This is a genomic window from Sphingobacterium arenae, from assembly GCF_014692505.1.
GTDB classification, from domain to species: domain Bacteria; phylum Bacteroidota; class Bacteroidia; order Sphingobacteriales; family Sphingobacteriaceae; genus Sphingobacterium; species Sphingobacterium arenae.
In genome coordinates this window covers 215,166-242,041 of record NZ_JACNYK010000003.1, presented here as the reverse complement: position 1 = coordinate 242,041, position 26,876 = coordinate 215,166, and the positions used below count along the sequence as shown (strand labels likewise).

The 26,876-nt window shown below is 40.1% G+C and carries 29 protein-coding genes; 12 read left to right on the top strand and 17 right to left on the bottom strand.

The window, feature by feature from the left end:
• Positions 1-2 precede the first annotated feature (2 nt).
• From H8B17_RS13230 to H8B17_RS13215, 4 genes are all read right to left on the bottom strand, one after another.
• A complete protein-coding gene (locus tag H8B17_RS13230; RefSeq protein WP_190309696.1) occupies positions 3-335 on the bottom strand; it encodes a 2Fe-2S iron-sulfur cluster-binding protein in 333 nt (110 codons plus the stop codon).
• 85 nt (positions 336-420) lie between these two features.
• Positions 421-651 (bottom strand): thioredoxin family protein, encoded by a 231-nt coding sequence (locus tag H8B17_RS13225; RefSeq protein ID WP_190309695.1) that lies wholly within the window; start codon positions 649-651, stop codon positions 421-423.
• Between the two features lie 23 nt (positions 652-674).
• On the bottom strand, positions 675-1,574 hold the full coding sequence (locus tag H8B17_RS13220) for a dihydrodipicolinate synthase family protein (protein ID WP_190309694.1): 900 nt from the start codon (positions 1,572-1,574) through the stop codon (positions 675-677).
• 21 nt (positions 1,575-1,595) lie between these two features.
• The gene (locus H8B17_RS13215) at positions 1,596-2,096 is read right to left on the bottom strand and encodes a cupin domain-containing protein (protein ID WP_190309693.1); all 501 of its coding nucleotides are present in this window, start codon (positions 2,094-2,096) and stop codon (positions 1,596-1,598) included.
• Between the two features lie 101 nt (positions 2,097-2,197).
• Here H8B17_RS13215 and pdxR point away from each other — a divergent pair, with 101 nt between their 5' ends.
• Positions 2,198-3,619 carry a MocR-like pyridoxine biosynthesis transcription factor PdxR gene (pdxR, locus tag H8B17_RS13210; protein WP_190309692.1) on the top strand — a complete coding sequence of 474 codons (1,422 nt, stop codon included), beginning with the start codon at positions 2,198-2,200 and terminating at the stop codon, positions 3,617-3,619.
• A gap of 358 nt (positions 3,620-3,977) precedes the next feature.
• Positions 3,978-4,274: a TFIIB-type zinc ribbon-containing protein gene (locus H8B17_RS13205; protein ID WP_190309691.1), complete on the top strand. Its 297-nt coding sequence runs from the start codon at positions 3,978-3,980 to the stop codon at positions 4,272-4,274.
• A 78-nt stretch (positions 4,275-4,352) separates the two neighbouring features.
• On the opposite strand, the gene H8B17_RS13200 is transcribed toward H8B17_RS13205, so the two are convergent.
• Positions 4,353-4,769 (bottom strand): immunoglobulin-like domain-containing protein, encoded by a 417-nt coding sequence (locus H8B17_RS13200; protein WP_190309690.1) that lies wholly within the window; start codon positions 4,767-4,769, stop codon positions 4,353-4,355.
• Between the two features lie 53 nt (positions 4,770-4,822).
• Positions 4,823-5,119 (bottom strand): hypothetical protein, encoded by a 297-nt coding sequence (locus H8B17_RS13195; protein WP_190309689.1) that lies wholly within the window; start codon positions 5,117-5,119, stop codon positions 4,823-4,825.
• A gap of 121 nt (positions 5,120-5,240) precedes the next feature.
• On the opposite strand from H8B17_RS13195, the gene H8B17_RS13190 reads away from it, so the two are divergent.
• Positions 5,241-5,465, top strand: coding sequence for a VF530 family protein (locus H8B17_RS13190; protein ID WP_190309688.1), 225 nt, complete (start codon positions 5,241-5,243; stop codon positions 5,463-5,465).
• 43 nt (positions 5,466-5,508) lie between these two features.
• On the opposite strand, the gene H8B17_RS13185 is transcribed toward H8B17_RS13190, so the two are convergent.
• Entirely contained in the window at positions 5,509-5,961 is a 453-nt protein-coding gene (locus H8B17_RS13185) for a GNAT family N-acetyltransferase (RefSeq protein ID WP_190309687.1), read from the bottom strand.
• 554 nt (positions 5,962-6,515) lie between these two features.
• Here H8B17_RS13185 and H8B17_RS13180 point away from each other — a divergent pair.
• From H8B17_RS13180 to H8B17_RS13155, 6 genes are all read left to right on the top strand, one after another.
• Positions 6,516-7,760, top strand: a complete 1,245-nt coding sequence (locus tag H8B17_RS13180; protein ID WP_190309686.1) for a quaternary amine ABC transporter ATP-binding protein — start codon at positions 6,516-6,518, stop codon at positions 7,758-7,760.
• A 5-nt stretch (positions 7,761-7,765) separates the two neighbouring features.
• Positions 7,766-8,599 carry an ABC transporter permease gene (locus H8B17_RS13175; protein ID WP_190309685.1) on the top strand — a complete coding sequence of 278 codons (834 nt, stop codon included), beginning with the start codon at positions 7,766-7,768 and terminating at the stop codon, positions 8,597-8,599.
• Between the two features lie 18 nt (positions 8,600-8,617).
• On the top strand, positions 8,618-9,457 hold the full coding sequence (locus H8B17_RS13170) for a glycine betaine ABC transporter substrate-binding protein (protein ID WP_223816558.1): 840 nt from the start codon (positions 8,618-8,620) through the stop codon (positions 9,455-9,457).
• A 159-nt stretch (positions 9,458-9,616) separates the two neighbouring features.
• Complete coding sequence (locus tag H8B17_RS13165) at positions 9,617-10,123, top strand: DinB family protein (RefSeq protein WP_190309684.1); 507 nt, start codon at positions 9,617-9,619, stop codon at positions 10,121-10,123.
• A 20-nt stretch (positions 10,124-10,143) separates the two neighbouring features.
• Positions 10,144-10,539: a cupin domain-containing protein gene (locus H8B17_RS13160; RefSeq protein WP_190309683.1), complete on the top strand. Its 396-nt coding sequence runs from the start codon at positions 10,144-10,146 to the stop codon at positions 10,537-10,539.
• A 36-nt stretch (positions 10,540-10,575) separates the two neighbouring features.
• On the top strand, positions 10,576-11,739 hold the full coding sequence (locus H8B17_RS13155) for an iron-containing alcohol dehydrogenase (RefSeq protein WP_190309682.1): 1,164 nt from the start codon (positions 10,576-10,578) through the stop codon (positions 11,737-11,739).
• 35 nt (positions 11,740-11,774) lie between these two features.
• Here H8B17_RS13155 and H8B17_RS13150 read toward each other — a convergent pair whose 3' ends face one another.
• Positions 11,775-12,950 carry a sialidase family protein gene (locus H8B17_RS13150; RefSeq protein ID WP_223816557.1) on the bottom strand — a complete coding sequence of 392 codons (1,176 nt, stop codon included), beginning with the start codon at positions 12,948-12,950 and terminating at the stop codon, positions 11,775-11,777.
• A gap of 256 nt (positions 12,951-13,206) precedes the next feature.
• On the opposite strand from H8B17_RS13150, the gene H8B17_RS13145 reads away from it, so the two are divergent.
• Positions 13,207-14,250 (top strand): Gfo/Idh/MocA family oxidoreductase, encoded by a 1,044-nt coding sequence (locus H8B17_RS13145; RefSeq protein WP_190309681.1) that lies wholly within the window; start codon positions 13,207-13,209, stop codon positions 14,248-14,250.
• Between the two features lie 32 nt (positions 14,251-14,282).
• Here H8B17_RS13145 and pepF read toward each other — a convergent pair whose 3' ends face one another.
• Entirely contained in the window at positions 14,283-16,157 is a 1,875-nt protein-coding gene (gene pepF / locus H8B17_RS13140; protein WP_190309680.1) for an oligoendopeptidase F, read from the bottom strand.
• A gap of 158 nt (positions 16,158-16,315) precedes the next feature.
• Here pepF and H8B17_RS13135 point away from each other — a divergent pair, with 158 nt between their 5' ends.
• Positions 16,316-17,545 (top strand): DEAD/DEAH box helicase, encoded by a 1,230-nt coding sequence (locus H8B17_RS13135; protein ID WP_190309679.1) that lies wholly within the window; start codon positions 16,316-16,318, stop codon positions 17,543-17,545.
• A gap of 93 nt (positions 17,546-17,638) precedes the next feature.
• On the opposite strand, the gene H8B17_RS13130 is transcribed toward H8B17_RS13135, so the two are convergent.
• The 5 genes from H8B17_RS13130 to H8B17_RS13110 form a co-directional block, all read right to left on the bottom strand.
• Positions 17,639-18,394 (bottom strand): YoaK family protein, encoded by a 756-nt coding sequence (locus H8B17_RS13130; RefSeq protein WP_190309678.1) that lies wholly within the window; start codon positions 18,392-18,394, stop codon positions 17,639-17,641.
• Complete coding sequence (locus tag H8B17_RS13125) at positions 18,378-18,866, bottom strand: hypothetical protein (protein ID WP_190309677.1); 489 nt, start codon at positions 18,864-18,866, stop codon at positions 18,378-18,380. The genes H8B17_RS13130 and H8B17_RS13125 overlap by 17 nt, the downstream gene beginning before the upstream one ends.
• A complete protein-coding gene (locus tag H8B17_RS13120) occupies positions 18,859-19,371 on the bottom strand; it encodes a hypothetical protein (protein WP_190309676.1) in 513 nt (170 codons plus the stop codon). Before H8B17_RS13120 ends, H8B17_RS13125 begins: the two co-directional genes overlap by 8 nt.
• A gap of 134 nt (positions 19,372-19,505) precedes the next feature.
• Positions 19,506-20,861 carry a HAMP domain-containing sensor histidine kinase gene (locus tag H8B17_RS13115; RefSeq protein WP_190309675.1) on the bottom strand — a complete coding sequence of 452 codons (1,356 nt, stop codon included), beginning with the start codon at positions 20,859-20,861 and terminating at the stop codon, positions 19,506-19,508.
• Positions 20,862-21,569, bottom strand: coding sequence for a response regulator transcription factor (locus tag H8B17_RS13110; protein WP_190309674.1), 708 nt, complete (start codon positions 21,567-21,569; stop codon positions 20,862-20,864). It abuts the gene before it with no gap.
• A 341-nt stretch (positions 21,570-21,910) separates the two neighbouring features.
• Between H8B17_RS13110 and H8B17_RS13105 the strand changes: the two genes are divergently transcribed.
• Entirely contained in the window at positions 21,911-22,810 is a 900-nt protein-coding gene (locus H8B17_RS13105) for an AraC family transcriptional regulator (RefSeq protein ID WP_190309673.1), read from the top strand.
• Between the two features lie 20 nt (positions 22,811-22,830).
• Here H8B17_RS13105 and H8B17_RS13100 read toward each other — a convergent pair whose 3' ends face one another.
• The 3 genes from H8B17_RS13100 to H8B17_RS13090 are packed head-to-tail and all read right to left on the bottom strand — an operon-like array spanning position 22,831 to position 26,874.
• Entirely contained in the window at positions 22,831-23,538 is a 708-nt protein-coding gene (locus H8B17_RS13100; protein ID WP_190309672.1) for an SGNH/GDSL hydrolase family protein, read from the bottom strand.
• 9 nt (positions 23,539-23,547) lie between these two features.
• Positions 23,548-25,569: a polysaccharide lyase family 8 super-sandwich domain-containing protein gene (locus tag H8B17_RS13095; protein ID WP_190309671.1), complete on the bottom strand. Its 2,022-nt coding sequence runs from the start codon at positions 25,567-25,569 to the stop codon at positions 23,548-23,550.
• Positions 25,570-26,874, bottom strand: coding sequence for a glycoside hydrolase family protein (locus H8B17_RS13090; protein WP_190309670.1), 1,305 nt, complete (start codon positions 26,872-26,874; stop codon positions 25,570-25,572).
• Between the last annotated feature and the right edge of the window lie 2 nt (positions 26,875-26,876).

Sequence of the window (26,876 nt, the reverse complement as noted above, 5' to 3'; positions counted from 1 at the left end):
TACTAAAGTTCGTCATAGTTTATCTTAATGCTTGTACTTATGGGAACTGCTACACAAGTCAAAATCAAACCCTGCTGTATATGAGCTTCAGAAAGAACGAAATTCCTTTTTAAACGTACTTCGCCCTCTTCCAATTTGCATACGCAAGTGCCACAAGTACCTCTGCAACAGGAATGCGGAGCATTAACCCCGGCATTGCGCATCGCATCAAGCAATGGTATTTGCTTATTCCATTGGATATGCTTTGTAGCACCGCCCAGTGTCAATGTTACTTCCACGTTTTCCGATTTCCCGTCTTGGGCTTCGGCAAGTTTAGTTTCTTCTTTCGGATTCATATTATATTTGCTTGTTTTAACGTATCACTGAAACAATAATGTACAAAGCCCGAAAGTGCACTGCTTTCGGGCTTTGAGATTGTGGTTACTTTAAATCTTCTATTGAAGCACCAAAGTTGATGTGTAACACATTGCCGTTAGACAAAACCAATGCAGGAACAGATTTTACACCTGTACTTTCTGCATCTTTTACTTTTGATTTGTCCACTCCCAAATGGATTACCTCAACCTCATTTTCAGGTATGAGATTTAAAATGTCCTTTTCTGCACTTACGCATACAGGACAACCTGCGTGATAAAAAATTGCTTTTGCCATTTTACTTTGTTTTAGAATGATGGTTAATACTGATAAACTTCACTTTCAATAGCCGAAAGTATACTGTCCAGTTCCGCTATTTCACTTTCATTAAGTGGTTTCAAAGGACTTTTGAAACCGCCTCCACCTACTCCCAATAGGTCTAAACCTGCCTTAATGGAGCGTGGAAGACCTTTTGCCACAATGAATTTCAACAAATCAATCTGTTTGTAGAATATTCTTTGGGCTTTCTCCAAATCGCTTTCCTGTACGGCTTCATAAAGAGCAATATTGAGTTCGGGTATCAGATTAGGAGAGGCAGTACACCAACCCCTTGCACCTGCCGAAAAAGCGGACAATGCCAACGGATTAGAACCATTGAAAAAAGCCACTTCTTCGCCCAATTCTTTTCTCAAATAGTGCATACGCTGAATATCGCCTGTACTTTCCTTTATCATCGTTACGTTCGGAATTTCCAACAAGCGTTTTAGCAATGCAGGCGACATATCCACCCCACCGGTGGCGGGATTGTTGTATGCCATTATGGGAATGGAAATTTTGGAAGCAACGGCATCGTAATGATTCACAATTTCGTCATCGGTCAATTTCCAATAACTCATCGGGATAATCATTACAGCCGTTGCACCTGCTTTTTCGGCAAATTGTGCGTGGTAAACGGTTTTCTCGGTAGTAAGGTTAGAAACACCTACCAATGTAGGTACTCTGCCTGCTACCTGTTGTATGCAGGTTTCGGTCAAGGCTTCTTTTTCGACATCATTGAGGTAAGGCATTACACCTGTGCTTCCCAATGGAGCGATACCGTGAGAACCTGCCGTCACCAAGCGTTCTACCTGTTTTTTGAATAATGGAATATCAATATTCTCGTTGTAGTCAAATGGTGTAACCGGATAAGCGATTACACCTTTAAATGGTACTTTGCTCATTTATTGTCTTGTGTTTAAAAGTTAAAAATCTCTGCCCTCTTCTTCACGCAATGCTACACCCAAGTTTTGCAGTTGAGGTGCATTTTCACAAGCAATGTATTTCGCAGGTTCAGTATCGCTTAGGTTCTGATGCTGATGCCAAGCCCAAGACGGAATGTAAACGGCATCGCCTGCTTCCCATTCCACAATTTCATCTTCTACACGTGACCAACCTTTGCCCTCGATGACATACAGAACTGTTTCGTAGGTATGACGGTGCAGGTGTGTTTTCTGTCCGGGCAACAAACCGCCAATGGTCATACTGACATTTTTACTCGGTAAGTCCACAAAGAAAACAGGATGCTTTCTTTCTTCCGAAAATTGGTTGTGTACCCCTGCATTTTCAACGTTTTTGTGAACAACGTGAGACGGTTTCACATACGTTGGTCTTGCGAATGTTTGATGGAAGTCTTTAGAGCTGAATTGTTTTTGCTCTGCATGGATTGATTTTTTGACTTCTGTTACTGTTTCTAATTTTGACATAACTGAAATTTTTTATTGTTCTGTTGCATTATTGCGATACAAATGTATTGTATATTTGGACCGTCATAATGATACAGTTTTTATAAAAACAGATAGTCCAGATGTTAAGAGGTTGGAAATTTGAAATACAGTTAAATGAACAATCGGATAAAGCTATTTATCTGCAAATAGCCGATGCCATAATAAAAGATATTCATTCGGGCAGGTTAAAGCCCGGCGATGCTTTGCCCGGCAGTAGAAACCTTGCACAACTTTTAAAGGTCAACAGGAATACGGTTGTAGAAGCCCTTAATGTATTGCTTATTGAGGGTTGGCTGGTCTCCAAAGAAAGACAGGGTACTTTTGTTGCCGATACATTGCCCGATTTTAAGGAAGTACAAAAAGCCAATCGGATAACTTCTGCTACAAAAAATACAGCAATCAAACATTATCATTTGCAGATTGATGACGGAAGCCCCGACAGTAAAATTGCACCCATTACAGAACTGGCAAGGGCATACCGCCAAATCTTCAACCAAAAAGCAAAGTGGCAGATGATGGGCTACGGCAATGAATTGGGCGATTTGGAATTTAGAAAATCCATTGTTCAAATGCTCAATCATCAAAGAGGTATGCAGGTAAACGAACAAAATATCTGCATCACCCGTGGCAGTCAAATGGCGATGTATCTCACGGCTCAATGCTTATTTGCAAAAGGCGATTATGTGCTTGTTGAAAATCCGGGATATAAACCTGCGTGGAAAGCGTTTGAGACTGCAGGTGCAAAACTGTTGTCTGCAAGGGTGGACAAAGACGGTTTGCTGACTGAGGATGTTATTTCTTATCTGAAATCGGGCAAAAAGATAAAAGCAATTTACGTTACACCGCACCGCCAATATCCGACTACTGCAACATTGAGTTTGAAAAGAAGAATGGAACTCATAAGGCTTTCCAACAAATACGGTTTTACAATTATTGAAGATGACTATGATAATGAGTTTCATTTTGGTTATCGTCCTGTCTTGCCTTTGTCGAGTTTTACGGAACTGAAAAACTACGTTTATATCGGCACAATGAGCAAGGTCGTTGCACCTGCTCTCCGTATCGGTTATTTAGCAAGCCACAACAGTACTTTGATTGAACAGGTCGGCAGTTTGCGAAAGATTATTGATGTGCAGAGCGACAGTATAATGGAACAGGCTGTTTTGCAGCTTATCAAAGACGGCACAATAAAACGACATATCAAAAAGTCAACTAATCACTACAAAGCCAAAAGGGATTTTACGGCAACTGTGCTGAATAAATACATTAAGGACAAAGCAACTTATGCTATCCCTGATGGTGGTTTGGCTTTTTGGGTTGTTCCAAATAAGCAAGTGGATTGGTTACAGATTTCCCACAAACTGCAGACCAAGGGTATTAAAATTATCACGCCCGATGTTTATAGCTTTGATGAAACCGTAAACGGTATAAGATTAGGCTATGGGTCGCTTTCTGAAAAAGAGTTGGAGGAGGGGATTATTGCGTTAGCGAAAATACTGTGAATTTTGATATACAGGGCTATATCAAAATAAAATATAACCCAGTTTTTGGATATTTAGATGCTATTACCCTTCCAGTATCAGATGTCGTAAATCGGGGTCATTCTTGATGCGTTCTATTTCGTTTTCTACAATCGGCACAATGCGCTGTTTTTATCGTCTTAAACCTTCAAAAAGAGTTCGAGTTTCGTACCAATAGGTTCACTTCAGGAGACACTACACAGTAGTTGTCTCCTTTTTTTATAGCAATAAAAATTGGTTTGGTCAGTTCGTAGCAGAAATGTTAAAAAAGTATAATGCTTTACCAACCTTATTTTTTTTGCTTAAGTTTAACATTTAAAGAAACATAATTTAAAGAAGCATGAAGTGTCCGAACTGTAGCGAAACCTTATTAATGACGGAACGTCAAAACGTTGAAATTGATTATTGCCCAAATTGCAGGGGAATTTGGCTAGACAAAGGTGAACTGGATAAGTTATTGGAATATTCCGCTCAGAGACCCGAGGGGAATAATTATGGTAAACAGACTTTTAATGACGAAAAACAATCCTACACCCAAGATTACGAAAGAAATGATAGATATTCAGATAGAAATAAGTATCCACAACATGGACGTAAAAAGAAATCTTTTTTATCTGATTTTTTTGATTTTGACTAAGATCCAGTTATCCGCAATAAACAAAAAAGGAGTTCCCACGTTGTTTCGAACTCCTTTCTATTTGATTCCATTCCTCATTTATTTAACGCAAAACTCGGTGTAGACCCTAAATTTTTCTTTTGTTTCTTGATAGTTAGATTTTAGATAATATTTAGCAATTCTGTATTTTCCAACTTTATAATCAATTTCTTCTCTAAAAAGGTTCTTTTCATAGGTATAAAAAACAGAAGGCGAGAAGTTATAGCCAATATCTTCGAAAACTTGCTCTGGGGACACCCTTACCCACTTACTATTTTCGTAATGTTCAATCCAATAATGCAATCCCGCCGATACCGTTTCCTGCGTATTGTTTATCATGGTCACTTCTACTGTCTCTGGGAGCTCGGAGAGATCCAAAACGTTTGGTGTCACCAATAAGGATACTATTTCTTCTTGCTTGGACGTGCTACTCGACAAAAAAGTCGCCGAGATAATCAGCAAAATAAACTTTTTCATATACGCTTTGTGAAAATACGGAAACATTTAGACTTGTCTGTAGGAAGAGTTACTCAATCCAGATTCGGTTGACTGGTCGTATCCTTACTTCTATCGCGGTTCAAATTGTCCAACGGAACGCCAGAATTATTTTCTATTTGCTGATCTGCTATATCTGTATCCCTACTCCGTTCAAGGCTGTTTAATGGGACACCATTATCTTCGACTGGTTGTGAAAGAGAATCAGTTGTATCGGTAGAAGATGGCTCTGAATCTCCGTTACAAGCTATTACTACTATGCTTGCTAGTGCGATGCCTGTTGCAAGATAGTTTTTTTTCAACGTATCTATTTTCATAACTATACTCCTCATATATCTTTTTTCTTTTCGTTATTGCTGACCTCTTATTTAAAGAACGTCCTTAACAAGGAAAATGTTCGGCAATAGTTATTGTTATCTATAAAAGAAGCGTGTTTTTTTATAATTTTACCATATGGAAAAACAACCAAACAACCCTTTACATGGCAAGCGATTAGATGCCATCTTAGAAGAATTGCTGGATTACTACGGAGGATGGAAACCATTAGGTCAGCAGATAACCATCAATTGCTTTCTCGATAATCCAAGTTTAAAATCGTCCTTAACCTTTCTAAGAAAAACACCTTGGGCGCGTAAGAAGGTAGAGGATCTATATTTAGAGGTTCTAGTAAAAAGCTGATATCTGCAATGCATTAAATTGTAGTATAAATAATGCTAGCTCGTCAAAAGTCAATGGATACATTTATCCATCCAGCATCAAACTCTGCATTATATTTTTTATAGAACTCGATCGCAGGTTCATTCCAATCCAATACTTGCCACACTATTCCATTATAATTTTTTGTTTTTCCATAGGCAATTAATTCATTCAAAAGCATTTTGCCGATCCCCTTGCCCCGCATCGCTTCGGTTACTATTAAATCTTCCAAATAGAGACGTCGCCCCTTCCAGGTTGAGTACCGATCGTAATATAAAGCTATTCCAACTATTACGCGATTTACCTCAACAACCAAAGCTCCCCATACCGGCTTCTCCCCGAAGCCACATTCTTCCATTTCGGCCAGTGTAACAGTCACTTGTTCGGGCGCTTTTTCGTATAAAGCTAGTTCTTTAATTAATTCTAATATCCGTGGGCAATCTTCTTTTTTTGCCTCCCTTATGGTTCTGTTTTGCATCTAATATAAAATCACGTTTAATTACTTCAATACCATCCGCAAACTTACAAATTAACATGATATATCAAGTCCTGGCCCGATCTCGTACATATATAGGTTTAGCAAAATTTTCCATGTAGCGTTACATTTCAGAAATTCACGGCTGCTTATGCCCTTGAAAAGTGCGAATAAGCCTTTTTTTGTATATCTCCTCTATAAAATAGTCCTCGACTATCTGAGAAGAGCAGAATAAATTTATTCTCATATGCCGACGCAGTTAAATTGCATATAACAGTAAATTTATTTAGGTTTGCTAAAATGAAGGACAACAAAAAGCAACCTACAACGAGATTTCTTTTTTTTCTACTTCATCTGAGGACGCTCGGAACAGTAAAACTGTCTCCTCCTCCGAGCATCTAATCCGAACAATATAAACGTAATGAAAATCATTGTACTTATATTCGGATCGTAGGGACTATTCCCTTCGACAATGGACCAGCTTTAAAATAAACCAATCCTATTTTTATTTGTTATAAAGCCTATATATAGGAAGAAGGTAGAAAAATAAAATATACATGGACGAAAATAGACCTGTAAAAATTAAAATCGAAGATCTAGTATTAATTTTTGGTAAAAAGAAAGAGAAAGCTCTTCAAATGCTGAAACAAGGTAAAACCAAGAAGGAAATTCTAGAAGCTACGCAATGTACGATCGGCGTTAGCGGTGCTAGTTTTGAAATTCTAGAAAATGAATTTTTTGTCATTATGGGTTTATCCGGAAGCGGTAAATCCACCTTGCTCCGTTGTTTAAACCGCTTAATAGAACCTACTGCGGGCAGCGTTTATATCAATGGTGATGATATTACTCGAAAAACTCATAAGGAACTTCTCGATCTTCGGCGTACTGAAATGAGCATGGTCTTTCAAAAATTTGGCCTACTACCGCACCGTACTATTATCGAAAATATTGCCTTCGGTCTAGAAATTCGCGGAGAAGACGCAGAAATAAGGAAAGAAAAAGCACAAATCGCGCTGGATACCGTTGGTTTACGTGGTTTTGAAGATCAGTACCCAGCACAACTTTCTGGTGGGATGCAACAGCGTGTAGGATTAGCTCGGGCGTTGACTAATTCCCCGGAAATACTATTAATGGACGAAGCCTTCTCCGCACTCGACCCATTGATTAAGACGGAAATGCAAGATGAACTAATTGCCTTACAGGAAAAGTTTAAAAAAACGGTTGTGTTTATTACGCATGATCTGGATGAGGCAATTAAGTTAGGTGATCGGATTGCTATTATGAAAGATGGTGTTGTTGAACAGATTGGGTCAGCAGAAGAAATTTTGACTAACCCGGCAACGGAGTATGTGGAAGCTTTTGTGAAAAAAGTAGATCGCAAAACAATTATCACCGCAGGCACCTTAATGCACGCAAAACCCACTGTTGCGCGACTGGGAAAGGATGGTCCAGAAGGGACGTTACGAAAAATGCGTGCAACTGGGTTAGATGTACTGCCTGTTGTGAACGACCAGCAGATATTTATGGGCTTTGTATGGGTAAAAGACGCTATACAATGTGCTAAGGAGAAAGAAAAAACGATACACAAAATTTTACTATCGGATGTACCTTCCGTGACAACAGAGGTAACTGTAGAAGAAATGTTACCCTTAATCTCCGCAACACGATCGCCAATTGCGGTCGTCGATGGGGAAGAGAAACGATTGCTCGGAATTGTAACCCAAAATTCCTTAATCATCGAAGCAACACGGTTCGACGAACAAGATATCCAGGATTTAAAAGAACAAGCAAACAATAGTTAAAGAGGATGGAAAAAACGATAGATATAGGACAATATGTGGCGGTTGCCGTCAAATGGCTTACCGATAATTTAAGACCTTTTTTTGATTTTATTAAAGTTACGGGAAATACGGGTATAGAAAGCTTAGAGTGGGTCTTTGTACAAACACCATTCTATATAATAATTGCATTGTTTACTTTTATTGCGTGGAAGCAAGCAGGGAAAAGCATTGCTGTCTTTACTTTGCTGGGTCTTACGCTCATTTATCTAATGGGTTTCTGGGAGGAAACTATGCAAACCTTGGCGCTTATTCTAGCGTCAACGTTTATTGCTCTAGTCTTTGCCGTGCCATTGGGAATATGGGCAGCAAAGAGTCTAACAGCCAACCGCATTATTCGCCCACTACTGGATCTCATGCAGACCATGCCAGCTTTTGTATACCTGATCCCGGCCGTACTATTTTTCAGTATTGGAAAGCTCCCCGGAGCGTTTGCAACTATTATTTTCGCAATGCCGCCAGCCGTAAGACTTACAACTTTAGGCATTGAGCAAGTACCAAAAGATGTTTTAGAGGCTGCACATTCTCTAGGAGCAACATCAAAACAAATCCTGTTTAAAGTCGAATTACCGTTAGCTATGAAAACCATATTAACGGGAATCAACCAAACCATTCTGCTTTCTTTATCGATGGTCGTTATTGCCGGAATGATTGCTGCGGGGGGATTAGGGGAGAAAGTACTTGAGGGAATTAACAACCTGGATATCGGTCTAGGGTTCGAAAGCGGATTATCTGTCGTGATTCTTGCAATAATACTTGATCGTATCACCCAAGCTTTTGGGAACAAGGAGTTATCTAAATAAGGAGGAGATATGAAGGGAATGAGAAGGATATTATTGATTGTCATGTGTTTTTCTATGCTCGGATGCGGAGATCATCTTACCAAGCGTATCAGTATGGGTATGGTGGAAGGCTGGGCAGAGGGGAACGCCATGACAACCGTAGCACAAGAATATTTAAAAGAAAAAGGATACCATATTGTTATTCACAAAGCTGCACCGAATCTACTTTTGGCATCCATGGATAACGGAGATACCGATATATTTATGAATGTATGGCTGCCAAAGACGCACGGAGACAAGGTTGCTCCCTTTCATAAAATTCAAAGTGTAGCCACGAATTATGAAGGAGCGCTATTAGGGCTTGTGGTACCCGATTACGTCGAAATAAGTTCAATCGAAGAGCTAAACGCTAATGTCGATAAATTTGACGGAAAAATCATGGGCATAGAAAGAGGCACAGGTATGGCGATTTATACCGATAGCGTTATACTCGCCTATGATTTAAATTTCCGTCAGCTAAACTCGTCTATGGTGGCGATGGCAGCGGAACTGAACAAGGCCATAAACGAAAAAAGATGGATTGTTGCGACTGCATGGCAGCCGCATTGGTTGTTTGGACGATTTGACCTAAAATTTCTTGAAGATCCAAACAAAATATACGGCGAGGTAGAACATATCGAAACGTTCGCACGTCAAGATTTTGATAAGGATTTTCCCGAGGTTTACCGGTTCTTCCAACATGCCTTTTTTGACGAAGAAACAATGGCGGATCTCCTTACGAAAATGGAAGCCAGTAAAAACCAGAAAGAAACCGCGAGACAATGGATACAGGAAAACAGATCCATGCTTGACGCGTGGTGGGGTGGATCGGCACAGTAAAATCATCATCCGTAGTCTACGCTGCATACACGCTATCCGTTTCCCATTTTTAGTTTGTAGCTTTCTTCACATTAGCTGTTTTTATAGGATTGTAGGATCGGTGTAAACTTTTTAAGATCAATTTTGTTCCCATAGTGGGGAACGATTAATCTTCAACATATGATTTTAAAGAATTGGATTCAAGAATTTGATCATGAGACAAATAACACGCGTAAGCTGCTTCAAGCGGTGCCCCAAAAGGACATTCATTACCGACCCGCAGCTAATTCTTGGACGATGGGTCAACTAGCACAGCATATCGCTACGATATACTATTGGTATGTAGGTACGCTCACACAGGACGTTTATGATATCACTGCAGACCACTTCGAAAGAGGTCACCCAGACGATATTCATTCGACTTTAGCATTATTTGAAAATAATGTAGAAAAGGCCCGAGAAGCATTAGTATCTCTCACAGAAGAGCAACTCGCGGATGAATGGACGATGAAATCAGGTGACAATGTCATCCTCGGTCCCATGCCACGGGGGGTAGTAGTCAGAGGTTTTCTCTTCAACCATATTTACCATCATAGGGGAGAAATGATTGTGTATTTACGAGCTACCGGTAACCAGGTACCTGGACTATACGGCCCGACATATGAAGACGGACTTCGGTCTAACTAACGGATATTGAAGTTAAAAAGATGAAAAAAAAATCAAATGACGCGACACCGCAGCGTCCAGAAGGAGAACGAACTTTAGATGGCCCTCTTGTGGAGATGAATTTGGTCACGTTCATAAATCAGATAAAAGAGGAATCGACTTGGATGGATAGTGATCGAAACTCCATTACGATTTTTAAGTCGGACGTTATGCGTATTGTGCTGATCGGACTACATCCGCATGCGGAACTTAAACCACATAAAGCAAACGGTACAATAAGTGTTCAGGTTTTGGAAGGAAAAATTACGTTCGCTACCGAATCTCAAAGTACACAGATAGAAAAAGGACAGATGATTGTGTTACACCAAAATATCACCCACAGCGTAAAGGCTTTGACAGAAAGTTTCTTTTTGCTTACCTTGGTTATGAAACAATAAGTTATTTTCTTATTATCAGATACAGTAGTTAGAACAATGATTAATTTTGAATTTAAAAATCCAACAAAAATTATTTTCGGTAAAGGTGAGATTGCTAAAATTTCAAACGAAATTCCCGTAGATGAAAGGGTTTTAATGGTGTATGGTGGCGGAAGCATTAAGGGGAATGGCGTCTATAACCAAGTGAAAGCAGCATTAAAAGATTATGATCTGTACGAATTCGGTGGTGTACCGGCTAATCCAGAATTTGATATCTTAGTAAATGCTTTGCAGTTGATCAAAGAAAAAAAAATTACGTATCTGCTTGCAGTCGGTGGAGGGTCTGTCATTGATGGAGTGAAATTTCTATCCGCTGCTGCTTACTATGATGGCGATCCTTGGGAAATCCTTAAAAAACCTGTTCGGATTTTTGAGGGAGAAGGAATGCCTTTTGGAACAGTCTTAACATTGCCGGCAACGGGATCGGAGATGAATTCGAGCTATGTCATATCCAGAAGAGAAATTAACGAGAAACGTTCTTCCGGAGGACCGGGAATGTTTCCTCGGTTTTCCATTTTAGATCCAGAGGTTGTCCGTACAATCCCAAAAAACCAAATCGCGAACGGAATCGCAGATGCTTATACACATGTTCTAGAGCAATATATGACGGCTCCTTCATCGGCCGACCTTCAAGAGCGGATAGCGGAAAGTATTCTTATCAGTTTACAGGAAACTGCTCCGAAACTGATGGCGGAGGAATTTGATTACGGCGCGGCTGCAAATTTCATGTGGTGTTGCACCATGGCACTTAATGGGCTTATCCAAAAAGGGGTCATCACCGATTGGGCTGTACATGCCATGGGACACGAACTGACAGCTTATTATGGTATCGATCATGCACGCACACTAGCCATCGTTGCGCCATCACATTATCGCTATAATTTCGAAGCTAAAAAGCAAAAACTGGCGCAATATGCACAACGAGTATGGGGAATAACACAGGGTACTACCGATGAAAAAGCAGAAAGAGCTATTATAAAAATGGAAAACTTTTTTCATAGCCTCGACATCCATACTAAGCTTTCTGATTACGTGGCAGATTATCAAGAAACTGCTACACGAGTTAAAAATGCTTTCACAGATAGAAAGTGGACTGGCATCGGTGAATATAAAACCCTAACGCCTCAGGATGCTTATGAAATCGTCAAAATGTGTTATTAGCAACAGGGCAACGGAGGACGGAACCGAACGGTCGATTACTCCGTACTGACCACCAAAGGAATATCCTCAAGTGGCCATTGCCCGTTGATAATCGGAAAGGTCACCAGCTGATTGGGATCCACGACCACATGCTTGATACGTTCCCGGTGCCAAGTATATACGATATGCACAAGACCATCCGATGTTTGGATGATCGAGGGGTACGAATATTGCTTCTCCGGTTCATCGATATAATCCAACATCAAAGCTGCCTCCCACACCTTACCGTCCTTACTTAACGCCAGATTTAACACTCCTCTTCCTTTATGCCCCATACCTTCTTGTTCACGCGTCGAGTGGTTATAAACCAATAGATGCCTACCATCTTTCAACGTAACCGCGTCCAAACCCGAATTGTTATTAGGTAACGTGGCCCAGGTCATCTCCGACCAAGTTAAGCCCCCATCCGCAGACCACGTCTCGGTAATCCGTTCCGCGCCATTGGTATTCGTACGGCTGAGCATTTGAATACTACCGTTTGCATGAGTCAACAATGCAGGTTGTATTGCTGCCATTTCCTTGCCGTCATTCAGCGGACCAATAAACGACCAACTTTTACCGCCATCGGTACTCCGTTCCACATGCGCCTTCCATCCCCCATTCTCATCACTGGATCCCGATAGAATAGTACCATCCGACAACTGTATGGGCTTGTTTTTAATCGGCCCAAGGAGTTTACCTTCCAAACGCTGCGGCTTACTCCAAGTATGACCGTTATCTTTCGATGTTATAAATTCGCCCCACCATTCTCTTGGATTAGGCCCTACTTTATAATACAGCATAAGATCTTCACCTTTAGGTTGAAACAACACGGGATTCCAGGTCGGCAACCGCTCCCCGTCAGACTGTATACCGTTTGCGACAGATATCGGCGGCGTCCATGTTCCATCCAGCTTTTTACGTTGTAGGCGAATTTCGACGTCCGGATGCCGCTCATATGTTCCGCCAAAATAAGTACATAGCAGTTCGTGGTTGGGGAGTTCCACGATTGTTGCCGAATGGCAAGAGGGGAAATCTGCTTTTGTATATAAAAACTCTTCTAAAACAATACCATCTCGATGTTTTATTTCAGTTTTCGGTTGCACCTGCGCACTTAAGAGACCATTAAAAAGGAAAAGTGTGATAACCATCACGCGGAGATGCTGCATATTGGTGAACTTATTTTGGTTCATACGATAAAATTTTCTGATTACGATTTATAACGATAACAAACTTAGTAATTAAAACATCTGTTTTTATGTATAAAATTTGCGCATCTCGACAAGATCTTTGCATGTAGAAACAACATAACTGGATTCTATTCCAAAATTTAAATACTTTGGTTAGCGCTAAAGTCTTGTTAAAGATGACGAAATTTAATATGTTTATTCAACGGTAGCTCACCACGTGATTGAACGGGAAATATTAATTACTATAATGAACAACACCATGGAAGAACAAAAAATTAATACAGGTATCTTAAGCTTCGGAATGTCTGGACGCGTTTTTCACGCTCCTTTCATTCATACCAATAACCATTTTAATTTCACGGCAGTCGTCGAAAGAACAACGAAAACGGCAAAGGAGATCTATCCCGGCGTTAAAAGTTACGACAGTGTTACAGATCTGTTGGCCGATGATAGTATAGAACTTGTTATTGTTAATACACCCAATTATACGCATTTCGAGTTCGCAAAAGAGTCGCTAGAAGCGGGAAAACATGTTCTGTTGGAAAAGCCTGCTGTAGACAATCTTGATCAACTGGATAAATTATCTGCGATAAGCGAAAAAACAGGCAAGAAGATTTTTTTCTACCAAAATAGACGTTACGATAGCCACTTTATGCAAATGAAAGAGATTATCGAAAGTGGTCAACTCGGAAAACTCATCGAAGTACACATGCGTTTTGACCGCTACAATATGGCCTTGGGACCTAAAAAATTCAAAGAAAACAGCCAATATGTTTCAAGCGGCGTCGCGTACGATTTAGGCCCACACCTGCTGGATCAAGCTTTCTCTCTGTTTGGGAAGCCGAGTAAAATAATCAAAACAACAGCAATTAACAGACCAGAATCACAAGTACCTGATTACTTTAATTTTCATTTGATCTACCCCCATAACCTACACGTATTTTTGACTGGAAATCTCTTGGTAGCCGACCCACAGTCAGCCTTCGTCGTTCATGGATCAAAAGGATCTTTTATTAAAAAAATGGCCGATGTCCAAGAACAGCAGTTAATTGATGGTATGCTCCCAACTGCACCAGGATATGGAATTGAACCAGAAGGAAGCGAAGGGAAGCTAACGGTTGTGGATGATAATGGTGAAAAACAGACGTCATTACTTACTGCACGAAAAGGAGATTATAATCGCTTATTTAACGCAGTACATGAGAGCTTACGCGATCGCGCAGCGTATCCTATAACGATTGATCACATAAAATGGCAAATTGAATCTTTACAGGCACCAGATTTTAGCATTATAGAGCCATAGCCTACTTTCGTAAGCTATGGCTTGGAAATCCATTATTTCCCAATTCTTGTCAGAATGGTCTCCATCTCTGCCATGACAGCGTTAATCTTCGCAATAGTCAGATCAAATGGTTCTGAAGTATTCATATCTACGCCAGCATCAACAAGTAAATCCACAGGATATTTTGTGCTTCCAGAGGCTAAAAAATCGAGGTATTTTTTACGGTCTTCATCGGTACCTTTTAGTACCTTTTCCGAGAGAGCAGTAGAGGCGGTGAAGGATGTTGCGTATTGGTAAACGTAAAAATTATAGTAAAAATGTGGAATGTAAGACCACTCGGATTTGACGTAGTCATCCACTATACAAATATTTTTATCATGACCGTAGTAACGCTTGGTTAGGTCAAGGTACATGTTGTCGAAATCTTCGCCAGTCAGTGCTTCGCCAGCGGCGACTTTATCATGGATCACCGACTCGAATTCAGCAAACTGCGTTTGCCGGAACAATGTTCCTTTAGCACCTTCGAGATAGTTTCCGAGGATAGCGAGCCGGACCTTATCTTCTTTAATTTGTTCTAACATATAATCGTTTAGCAACTCTTCATTTAATGTGGAGGCCACTTCGGCAACAAAAATCGAATAGTTTGCGTTGGCGAAATGTTGCTTCTTATTGGTTAAGTAGCTGTGCATCGTATGCCCCAATTCATGGGTCAATGTGGACATATCATTATATTTCCCATTGTAGTTCATGAGTATATACGGATGTACGTCGTACGCAGAACCATTGGAATACGCGCCAGATCTTTTTCCCTCGTTGGGATACATATCAATCCATCTTTCCTGGAATGCTTTTTTTGACACCTCTACGTATTCAGTGCCTAAAGGGTACAAAGATTGCAGAATATTTTCAACAGCCTCTTCCACCGTATAGGCTAAATCAACTTCGTCGACCAAAGGTGCATAGAGATCATAATAATGCAGTGTATCTACTCCCATCATGCGTTTCCGAAGGTTCAGATAACGGTGAAAGGTTTCGAGGTTTCCATTCACATTTTTGACCAAATTCTGAAAAACCGTTGTGGGGATATTGTCGCTATCCAATGCCCTTTCTAATGTACTCCCATAATTCCTAGCTTTTGTCGTAAACAACGCCGCATTGATATTACCATACAGCTGGGCTCCAAAAGTGCGTTGAAATTCGTTCAATTTACCAAAATAAGAGGCAAACACCTTACGCCTAACTTCTCTATCTTCACTCGCTCTGTACAATGCAAAATTTGCTGGATTGAGCTTTACGCGCTCTCCGTTTAATTCTATTTCTGGGTAGGGAAACTCCGCATTAAAAAAAGTATTGAAGATATTTGCGGCATTTTCAGACATTAATCCGGAGTAGGCCATTACTTTCTCGACTTCTTCGGAACCTCTGTGAGCTCGCTTCCGAAGTAAATCCATGAGGTAGAATTTGTATGTGGCCAGTTCTTTCTCTTTCGTCAAAAAAGTGCTGAGTTGCTCTTCCTGCAATGTTAATAATTCTGGTTCTATGAACGAAGTTAATGCACCATATTCTGAAAAAAGCTGTTGCAGCTCTTGCTTCATACCCGCGTATTTTGTTACTCTGGTATCTTGATCAGATTTCATCATCGCATAAGAGAGTAATCTGGCCATGTCCTTAACCAACTTACTATTCAACTCCAATGCTTCCAAAAGAAAAGTTGCAGACTGTGTAAGCTTGCCCTTATACAAAACTATTTCCTGCATTTGTTGTTGCATCTGTTCCTTTTCTTCTTTCCAAACCGCGTCTGTAGCATAGAGATCAACCAGGTTCCATTTATATTTTTCAGGCAACTCTTCCCGAACTTTCATCTGACTGACAGCAACCGTCGTAGAAAATAGCATCACGGTGACGATTATTTGTGTTTTTTTATGCATATATTAATAATATATAGATAGTGGCATAATTTACATAGTGGCACAATTTACAAAAAAACACCAATTATATTTTAGTTAACTTTGTCCTTTCGTATTCATTTAATTAGTCAGCCGTGTCTTTAGATAAATTAAAGCTTAGTAAGCGCCTTCATAAATCCATGAACGATTTGGGTTATTTTACAGCAAAAGAATTCCAATTGAAGTCACTTTCTCGCATCGTCGGCGGGCATAGTATCGTTGGCGTTGCACCGGAAGGAGCCGGAAAAACCACCTCCTACGTGCTTGGTGTATTGATGCGTTTAAAATACACACAAGATGAAGCGCCTAAAGTATTAGTTTTAGCACCTAGCGAAGATAGAATTACTGAAATAATTGATCGTTTCCTGGCCATTAGCCAGAATAAGAATCTCCATATTATGGGGCTCAAAACGAGTGGAGGTATGGAGGAAGAGATCGAGGATCTTGTGCGCGGGGTAGATATTGTGGTTGCTACACCTAACCGTGCTCGAGCCGTGTACCTTAAGCTAGGACTGAATTTGAATCGTATTCAAACATTCATTATTGATGATGCGGAAGAAATAGTGAAACAGGGCATGCAAACAACGGTAAGAGAATTGGCCCAAAGTTGTGGAAAAGTACAATATTTAGCATTCAGCACGGTCGAACATGAAAAATTGCATTTGATGATTGATGATTTTATGCCTTTTGCTACGATTATTGAAGTGGAAGAGCTCGCTGGGGAAACAACAGATACACACGAGCTCCTGTTGTATCAAGTACCTAATTTTACAACTAAAATCAATTTGCTAAATGCGTTGATGCGTGACGATGATGTGTTTGACAAAGTGGTAGTATTTGTGAACAGTCGGCTTACGGCGCACAATCTGGTGCAAAGGCTCCATGTTCAGAAAGGGGCAGCTGCTGTATTACACCCTTTTTTTCATGATGATTTAGGTTTTGATAATATCGATGATTTCAAGCAAACCCCAACATGTCGAATACTCGTTATTGCAAATGAAGGCAGCAGTAACATAGATTTAAGTGGGATTCCGTTTATATTCTATTTCGAAATACCAGAAAATCGAGACGTTTTCGTGCAACATGTATTAAAAACTTCAAATAACGAAGCCGTAGTTATCACATTTGCAACAGACATCGAGCTTCCAGAGCTCAAAAAAATAGAACAATCTTTAGGAAAGAAAATTCCGCTCACACCCCTTCCTGATGATCTTATTATCTATCGTCCGTCCGATAGTCCAAAAGAAAAAAAAGAACAAGACGAATCACAAGATGGGGCCTTTCATAAAAAGAAAGAAAGCAATAGCAAAACTTATAACTATGGTAGTGGGGTAAAGGCCAAAATGACCATGAGAAATAAGAAAAGATAAGGTGTAGTATTGTTTTCCTACCATAGGTATAATGATGAGAAGTAAACAGCGCCTGCTATACGAATATGTATCATAGAAGATCAAAAAATCTGTTTAGCGAATCTGCATAACGACCTCTCTTTTTCGTTTCTCGAATATACGTCTTATACGTCCTATCTTATAAAAATCATATAATGCGATAATCAATAAAATAGCACAAGTGAGATAGAATATGCCGTTTTCTAAATATAAGTAGCCGATTCCGCCAAATAATCCCCCTGCGACATATGTAACCATAATGATGAGAAGCAGATGAAATTTGTCTACCAGCGTTTTGTTATGTCTATTTTCATGTTTACTGAACATGGAGACAAGAATAGCTAAATCGGTCGTAAGTCCTGTCAGGTGAGTCGTTTTTACAGCAGAGTTTGAGATACTTGCCGTAAGACCGTTTTGCAACCCCATCGCAAACAACAATGCGCCTACGAGAATTTCCGTTTCCTTTAGGGTGTTTTGATAAAAAGCCTCTAGATAAATTCCAACAAACAAAATACTGAGGAATTCCAGCATAACAGGAATTGCATGCGATATATATTGATTCCAACGTCCTTTGCCTTGAATAATAACAAAATTTGACAGAAAACTTCCCAGAAAGAATAACGTCACCCACAATAACACGACAGCTCCCTGATACCAATTCCCTTTACTAATTTCTTGCGCAAGCACAGCATAGTATCCGGTTATATTCGATGTAAAAGCAAAAAAAACCGTCACGGATGCAACGTTGACCATTCCTGCTGAAAAAGCCGTCAACGCGCCTAATTTTACATTATCGGATTGTGTTCTATGATTACTATATTTTCTTAGCATATTGGTCTGATTGTTCCTTTTTTTCCAAAACAATTTCGATAATACCTTTGACTTGCAAGTCAAAGTTCAGGTGCAAAACCAACGTCGTTTTACTGATTTTTTGAATTTGAAAACTTTCGATTGTTCTTCCGTCTCTACGAAGTTCCAAAACATGGCCACGACCTTTAATAAACCATTCTATAGCGTCATTGTGCTTAGAGGATGTAGATTTCAAGATACCATCCTCCTCAAATATCCAAATACCAAAATGCAAATCCTCCACATTTTGCAAGATTTCCTTCTTCAACCTCGATTGCATCTGTGATTCCTCAACGACACTAGCGTTATCTTTTTCCAGTCGCCATTCTTTTTCTATCCACTCGCCTTGTATTAGACGCTCGGGACTTTCAGCATGCCTAATAATAAAGGAAGCGCCTATGAGCAGTAAAGCCAGCAATAAATAATTTAATTTCACCAACACATCTCTATTCATAGGTAAACCTCCATTTCTTCCGAAAGAAAAAGCTGTCCAACGTATCCTGTGCTTGTAATTTTTCATCACTCATACTAACGGATATGATTTCGGGCATACCAGACAGTTGACTTGTCTTCATCAATTCGACGATATCAAAACAGTTCGTTGTATAATTAAATTCAAATATATTCGGTAACACAATTTGTGCAAATTGACCTCCTTTCAGATAATTGTGGACATAGCGCTTATTTCTTGAAATCATCAAATCGCTATACATCTCTACCACCCTATCCTTAAAGCGAGATTTGATCATTTCGCAACCTTTGAGGAAATCTTCATTTTGCATTTCAGCAAGGTAGTCATCCACCGTAAACCCCAACAACATACCAATAGATTCACCTAAATTATACCCGCAGGTAAGCACCAGCTCTACTTGTTGATGATTACTATTTTCCAAATACTCTAAAACGATTCGAAGAGAGTTAACGGTAAAATCTGTCGGAATAAGCACGCGTTGTATCATTGACTTCTTATTATTTAGATACAAAAGTAAGTCAGCCACATAGCAACGGCGTGAAACCCAAATTAGAATTTCATTAAACTTTTTATAAGAAAATTAAAATGAGATTAAAAGGAAGGTACGAGATTAAAAAGACATTAAAGTGGGGTAAAAGCAGGCAATTCTATACGCACTGTTGTTCCTCGTCCCAAGGTTGACGTAATAGATAATTTGCCATCATGCATTTTGATGATATTCCGTGCTAAAGGGAGTCCAATACCATATCCGGAGACATGTTGTGTATTAGAAGCCCTAAAATAAGGATCATAGATATACGATATCTCTTTCTCGGGAATGCCGATGCCTTCATCTTTGATAAGAATGAGGACACCATTTTCAAATGCTCCCAGCGCAACATACGCGGTATGGTTCGATGAATACTTGCATGCATTAGAAACAACATTGGAAATAGCGAGCTGAAGTAGCGGTGCCAATCCGTTCACCTTGAGCTTCATGCTATCATCAGGAAGCATACTAAAGTCTGTTTTTATATGAAACCGTTCATTAATGGCTTTCACCGTCATTTCCGCATCCATAATGACCTGATCGATACGTACTGGTTTAAAATTAAGCTTATTATTTCTTTCATAACCTGTTCTGGCAAGCAACAATAGGGCACTGGTTTTCTTTTCCAGATTTCCCGCAGCATCAACGATCTTCTGCATCGCCTCTTTATACTGTTCGATTGTTCGATCCTTAGAAAGAGCAAGATCCGCAATACCAATGATGGATGTTAACGGGGTATTCAACTCATGCGAGGCATTACTGATAAAATTCTTTTGTGTTTCAAAAGAAGTTTCGACACGATTGAGCATACGGTTAAATGTATTCGCCAGCTTGTGCAATACGCCTTTATATTTATCTTCACTTAGTCGAAGATATAAATTTTCAGAACCGATTTTTTTCACCTCATCGATCAATCCATGAATAGGTTTAATGAACGAACGCTTCACTAATAAAGAAACCACAACGACAAACAGCACACCTAATAAGAGTGCGATAAGGAGTAAATTTTGTAGATAGCGCAAATGGTGGGTATAGAAATAGTTCTCTGCCGAGACACCTACTATATAATTTTTCCCCTCTTGCTGGTAAAATTTCGTCGAATAAAAAGTATTGCTTTCCTTAAAATTGGTTTCTCCTTGTTTATTTACCCTTTCCCATAAGGATAGATTAAATCCGCTACTTTTTACAATATCCGCTTTTTCGTCAAGTTCAACGATAAATTCGTGTTGGTTGTTTAGCTCTTCAAGATAACTTAGCGACCAATCTTTTTGATTTGCGTTGCCATTCAGCATTCGCTCAGCGGCAAGATCTCGTCGAAGATCCAAGCGTTTATAAAAATCAGAAAAGGCAAAATTAGTAATGGAATACATGATAAACGCCACAAAGGAAACAGTATAAATCACTAAAATAGCAATCAGCGCGTATAATGTTTTGTTATAGCTTCTCATTTAATCTTCTATCTTTAATACATACCCCATTCCAATGACCGTATGGATAGCTTTTACGGGAGTGGCTTTTTCTATCTTTTTACGCAAATAGTTCACATACACATCTACTACATTAGATCCGATATCAAAGTTGATCCCCCATATTTTGTCTAGCAGTTCACTTCGTTGGAAAACCTTTTGTGGCGATTGGATAAAAAGCAAAAGTAAACGATATTCTGTAGCTGTTAAGTTAAGCTCTTGTCCGTTCACATGCGCTATCTTTTTATAATCATCGATTTCGATTAACTTATAAACATAGTGGTATTTCTCTTTGCCTTGCGACTGTTTTGCGATTTCGTGATTTCTACGTATCAACGTCCGTACCCGCGCCTTGAGTTCTATTAATTTAAACGGTTTGGACAGGTAATCGTCTGCTCCGCTGTCCAAACCCAATACGACATTTTCAGGACCACCTAGCGCTGTGACCATCAAAATAGGGAGATCGATGTATCCTAAGTTTCGGAAATTTTTACAGATGTCCAATCCATTTGTTTTCGGCAACAAAACATCCAAAACAACCAGATCTATATTATTCATTTTCAAAAGGCTAAGTGCACTTTCATAGTTGGTAGCGTGCAAAACAAAAGCCCCATCTTCTTCCAAACCCTGAATAATGACATCGGCGACATCTTTTTCGTCTTCAATAAGTAATATTTTTTTTCCTGTCATAATGCGCTAAGTTAAAAATTTCGAGGGAAACGTCCGGCATGAACAATCGTTGTTGGCTGTTGTGGAGGAAAAAAAACTCCTGGAAAATTCCATAGTATCCCGTAAGGTGATGAGATACTTCATATAAATGGTTAAAAAAGTAAAACTCGGATACCCACCATTTATAAAAAACAGGGCAAAATAGCGATCGGATTAATAAATAATACCTTGGAAAAACTTGTAATATAAACTATGCTATCGTTGTATTAAGTGGGAGATGGAAGTTAAATCTTTTTAAGATAATTTTGTATATTGTGCTGAGATTCATGTGCAGTATGAATGGAAGCACAGCTATAAACAAAATGAATACACAGGTCGAGATAAAGAAAATTAAGGAAGGTTTTGTGGGTCAAAAAATGATCGTCATTCCACCTGAAATACACAATCAGATTGCAAAAAACCTACTAATTAACAATATCTACCTTACCGCTATCGGTTTTTATCCTTATGCCAACCACCATGATAGGCGGCGAAATACAGGTTGCTCGCAATACATTTTGCTCTATTGCATAGAGGGGCAGGGCACCATTACAGTTCAAGGAGAAAAACATACGTTAAACCCCAATCACTTTTTTATTATTCCACGGGATGTTCCCCACCATTATCACTCATCTTCTACAGATCCATGGAGTATCTACTGGATCCACTTTGAAGGTAAAAATGCAGACCACCTGTATTCCAGACATACCGATGGTACTGCACTAACCACACGTTCTTTGCCTTATGACGAACAGCGGATTGATCTATTCAATCAAATCTTTAGCATCATCGAACATAGCTTTGACCAACGTAGCGTTGAGTTAGCAAACATCAATCTTCTCCAATTCCTTTCTTCTCTGATCTATCATAAAGAAACTTTTCTGTCTTATTACGAAGTGGATAGTGTTAATAAATCCATCAAGTTCATGAAAGACAACCTTCATTTGAATTTTACGTTACAGGACTTCGCTAGCGAACAACATCTTTCGGTATCCCATTATTCCGATCTTTTTAAGAAAAAAACAGGCTTCTCTCCTATTCAGTATTTTAACCAGATGAAGATTCATCAAGCTTGCCAATACCTATATTTTACCGATATGAGTATCAAAGAGATTTGTAACACACTGGGATTTAAGGATCCGTATTATTTTTCAAGGCTCTTCAAAAAATTAATGGAGATTGCTCCGGCACAATACAGAAACAATCATAAAAAGCGAACCTAGAGTGTTGTATCTCCTTCTATTTAAAACCAGTGCATGATCTCATCGGCGATGAGTTTATGCCCCTTTTTATTCGGGTGATTGCTTTGGGCCATGTATAGCTTCAACTCCTCCCCTTCAGCTTTCCGTTTTTTAAATACTTGATAACTATCAACTATAGCAATATTATATTTCTTTGATAGATCCGCTAGTTGATTCCGATATAATTCCAACGTGTTATCTTGCAAAAGCAGGTCAACTGTTAAATCGGGCGAGGGCGTCAAAAGAACCACTTTTATATCCTGTGCCAAAGCCTCTACGATCATCTTCTCCATCGCGGTGCGGGATCGCTCCAGACCGATATTTCGGTCATTCAGCGCATAATCGATAAACAATACATCCGGCCGATGTACCATCACCTCCGTTTTGAATCTCTTTTCGCCTTGTTCGGAGTTCTCCCCACCAATGGAAGTCGTGATAACATTGATCACCGCCGTAGGATATTTCTCATCTAAAGCACGTAGAACAAGAAATGGATAGGCATCCATTCTTCTTACCAAGGGTGTCTGAAAATAACCGGAAGGAACGGAATGTCCGTGAAACACCAAGTTAATGGTTCGGTTCGCTGGCCACTTTTCTTTCAGCTCTGCCTTGATCGTATTCAAATAAGTCGCCGAATCCGCCTGGGCATAAACTTTTTGACCAACAAGAGTTAGCCCTACAAAACAAATGGTATATAGTATCTTTTTCATTAATCGTTCTTATTTTAACGGTAATTGGGTCGTCGTACCATCCAAGGGCAACCGTATTTTAAACTTCTTGCCTCCAACGGTTACATTAACCTCTTTTCCTTCTTGAGTAGGGTCGCTCGCATAAAGCACACCACCCTTAATTAAAATTAAACAGGGCTGATCCACCTGGATAGCTTGTTTCTTCCCAAAATTAAGCTCTCCGGGCGAATAAAAAGCTGCCATCAGAATCCCCCCTTTGAATTCTACCGCTTGGCAAGCCTCTTCGTTCCGTAACACCGTCCAGCTAGGATTGCTCGCCAACTTTGCAGTTTGTTTTGGACTAGCAGCAGGTGCTAGCACATATCCAGCCGAATCTTCTCCAATCATATTATGTAGCATTTGAGGGAGGAACACGCTCTCCTCTACTCGCTCTGCTATTCCAGCTGCATTGATGGAAGTCCAGTTACTTTCTACCTTTTTTAGATGAATGGTAAACACAGTCGGCTTTAGGGGGATATAGGCAAATCCCGAATGATGTATCCAACGAACATCATCGAGGCTATGCGTACCCGGCGTTAAAACATTCTCTATAGAATTTACGGTCACCTCACTTTGCAAACGGTTTTGATCTAAGGAGGTATATAAAAGCCCGGAAATACCTTTGCTTTTCATATCACCTATTAAACAAACCACAACATCCCCATGCGAGGCCCAGAACTTCCGAGCCGAAAACTCCTGCTTCTCCGTCTTGTCTTGCAAAACGTAGTCCATCACAGAAAAGCCGTCTATATTATCGGACACTCCCCCTACGAAAGGCCTACGGCTCACATGGTCCGCCTCTTTAAAGGTGGTTAAACCGGGAAGAGCCGTCCAATCCCAGGCAGGCAATAGATCAAAATATTCCTCTCCGTTTCTAATCAAGTAAGTGTCTCCACTATTTAATAGTTTTCCTTTAAGATTTTCGCTATTAATAGACTCCGTAGGTAGTGTACGTGTGGACACCGTTTTTAAGAAGAAGCTGAACCCCGGGCGATGAAAAACAGCAAAATCAGAATACGGATAATATCGATAACCTACAAGCGTCCCCTGACCGTTCTGCATGGCTTCCATTGTTGTGATGGCAGTATTTTGAGGTTGTAATTCCTTCATAAAAGGGAGCAATAAACGCATATCCGCACTCCGTAATTCGCCTTTTCTCGACGATGAGCGATCCATCGTTCCCGGAACCGTATGAATGCCTCGTGCCATCCATTGCCAGCCTTCGATAACCATATCCATTAAAATTTGTATCTTTTCCTCTGGAAAGGCCAAATGCGTATCGCGGAGCTCCCAGGCGATGCGCATACTTTCCCAGAGATAAGCCTTACCGTATTGAAACATTTGCAGACGCTTACCATGTTGATGAAAGCTGTAATCCGGTTGAATTCCTTCACCGGTTCCTATTTCAATTTCTTTTAGGATAAGTTGCCGGCATTTGTTTAAGAGGTTTTCGTCGTCTATCAATGCACCGTAGTGTAAACCCAAATCTGCACACCATATGAGATTGCCCCCCACGTAGTCCTCGTGCACCCGTAGTTGACCCATTACCGCTAACGCTTGTTGCAGGCGCAGAGAATCCAGGTCTTGCCGGAGCAAAACAATGATATCCCGCATCAACTGCGGTACCCCGATCTCATTATGCCACCAGTTTTTGCTTTGGTATCTAATCTGTAACCAATGATCCAACGCAATATCAATCATCTTTCGGATTACTGGATCCTGATAATGCGATGATTTAGGGTTCGCCCAAGCGAATGACAGCGTACGAACCCGTCTTAAGTGGATCGTGATTTTCCAATCCGCGAGGCTAGAATCCGCATAGTTGATATCCGGCCATTTTCCAGATGGATCCAAACGCTTTATGAATGAATCAATATCTTGTTCGGCATCGTTCGTACGGAACAAATATTCTTTATATCGATTTATTAGCGTATCATTAGACGGCGTTTGCGCCCATGCAGTATGCAGGGCAAAAAATGGTATGAGCAATAAAATAAACAGGAGATTTTTCATCTATTTTTCTATGGGTTTGTCAGATATAAGATTCTGATAGCGCATCAACGATTCAATATAATAATAATCTGCATACGAGAGCGGAACATCGACTTCTACATCGCCCGGGACACCACCCGAAGCATGCATCAAAATAAATCCGCCATTAGTTCCGACCGGCGCACGATAATTAGATGACGACAAACTGGCGATCATCTTTTCAGCTGCTGATGAATAATATTGACTTTTTTTCTTGGTCACATATCCAGAAAGTTCCAATAAAGCTGAAGCCACAATAGCTCCTGCAGAGGCATCACGAGGTATTTCTGGATATTTCGCCGGATCGTAGTTCCAAACCGGATCATACCCTTCCTGGTTCACATTAAAATCCCAATAAGGCACCATATCATCCGGAAGATTCTCATGCTTCAAGTAAAAATCGGCCATTCTTTGCGCCGCTTTCAAATATTTCTTATTTCCCGTTTCACGATACACCATCGTAAAACCATAGATCGCCCAAGCCTGTCCTCTAGACCAGGTAGAATTGTCGGAAAAACCTTGATGGGTTTCTCTACTCAATACCTTTCCGCTCACAGTGTCATACGCAACCACATGATAACTGCTAAAATCTTTTCGGAAGTGATTTTTTAGGGTTTTATCAGTATGCTGAATCGCGATATCCTTATAATATGGATCGCCCGTTGCTTTCGAAGCAAAAAACAAAAGCTCCAGGTTCATCATATTGTCAATAATGACCGGGAAATCCAACATTCTCTTTCCACCCAAGGATTTAATCTCATCCCAGGATTCGATACATCCAACCTTTGGATTAAACCTACTGGCAAGGGATTTGGCCGACTGAATGAGGATCGACTTATGCTCTGGTTTTTGAAAAAGACGATAGGCATTGCCAAAACTACAGTACATCATAAAACCTAGATCATGGTTGGCCGTAACCGTCTGTAGCTTCTCTAATTGTACAAGCTTGTTGTTCGCCTCTTTTAATAATATGGAGTCGCGGGAAAACTCATACAGATATAAAAGGGAGCCAGGATAGAACCCGCTTATCCAGGCATACGGACTCACGGACATCACCTGTCCATCGATATAAGTACGCGGCAGCTGATCTTTTGGAACCTGCTCGGATAGATAGGCATATTGTTTCACCGACTCTTGCAAACTTAAATTAACGGTATCATCCAACGCTGACCTGGAGGATCCACCAACATATTGCGCTGCCAATTTTGTACCCGGATAAAACGATAGCAAAAAACAACCACCTAAAAAAAGAGATTTCTTTATTAATGAGTTTACAGCTTTCTTCATAG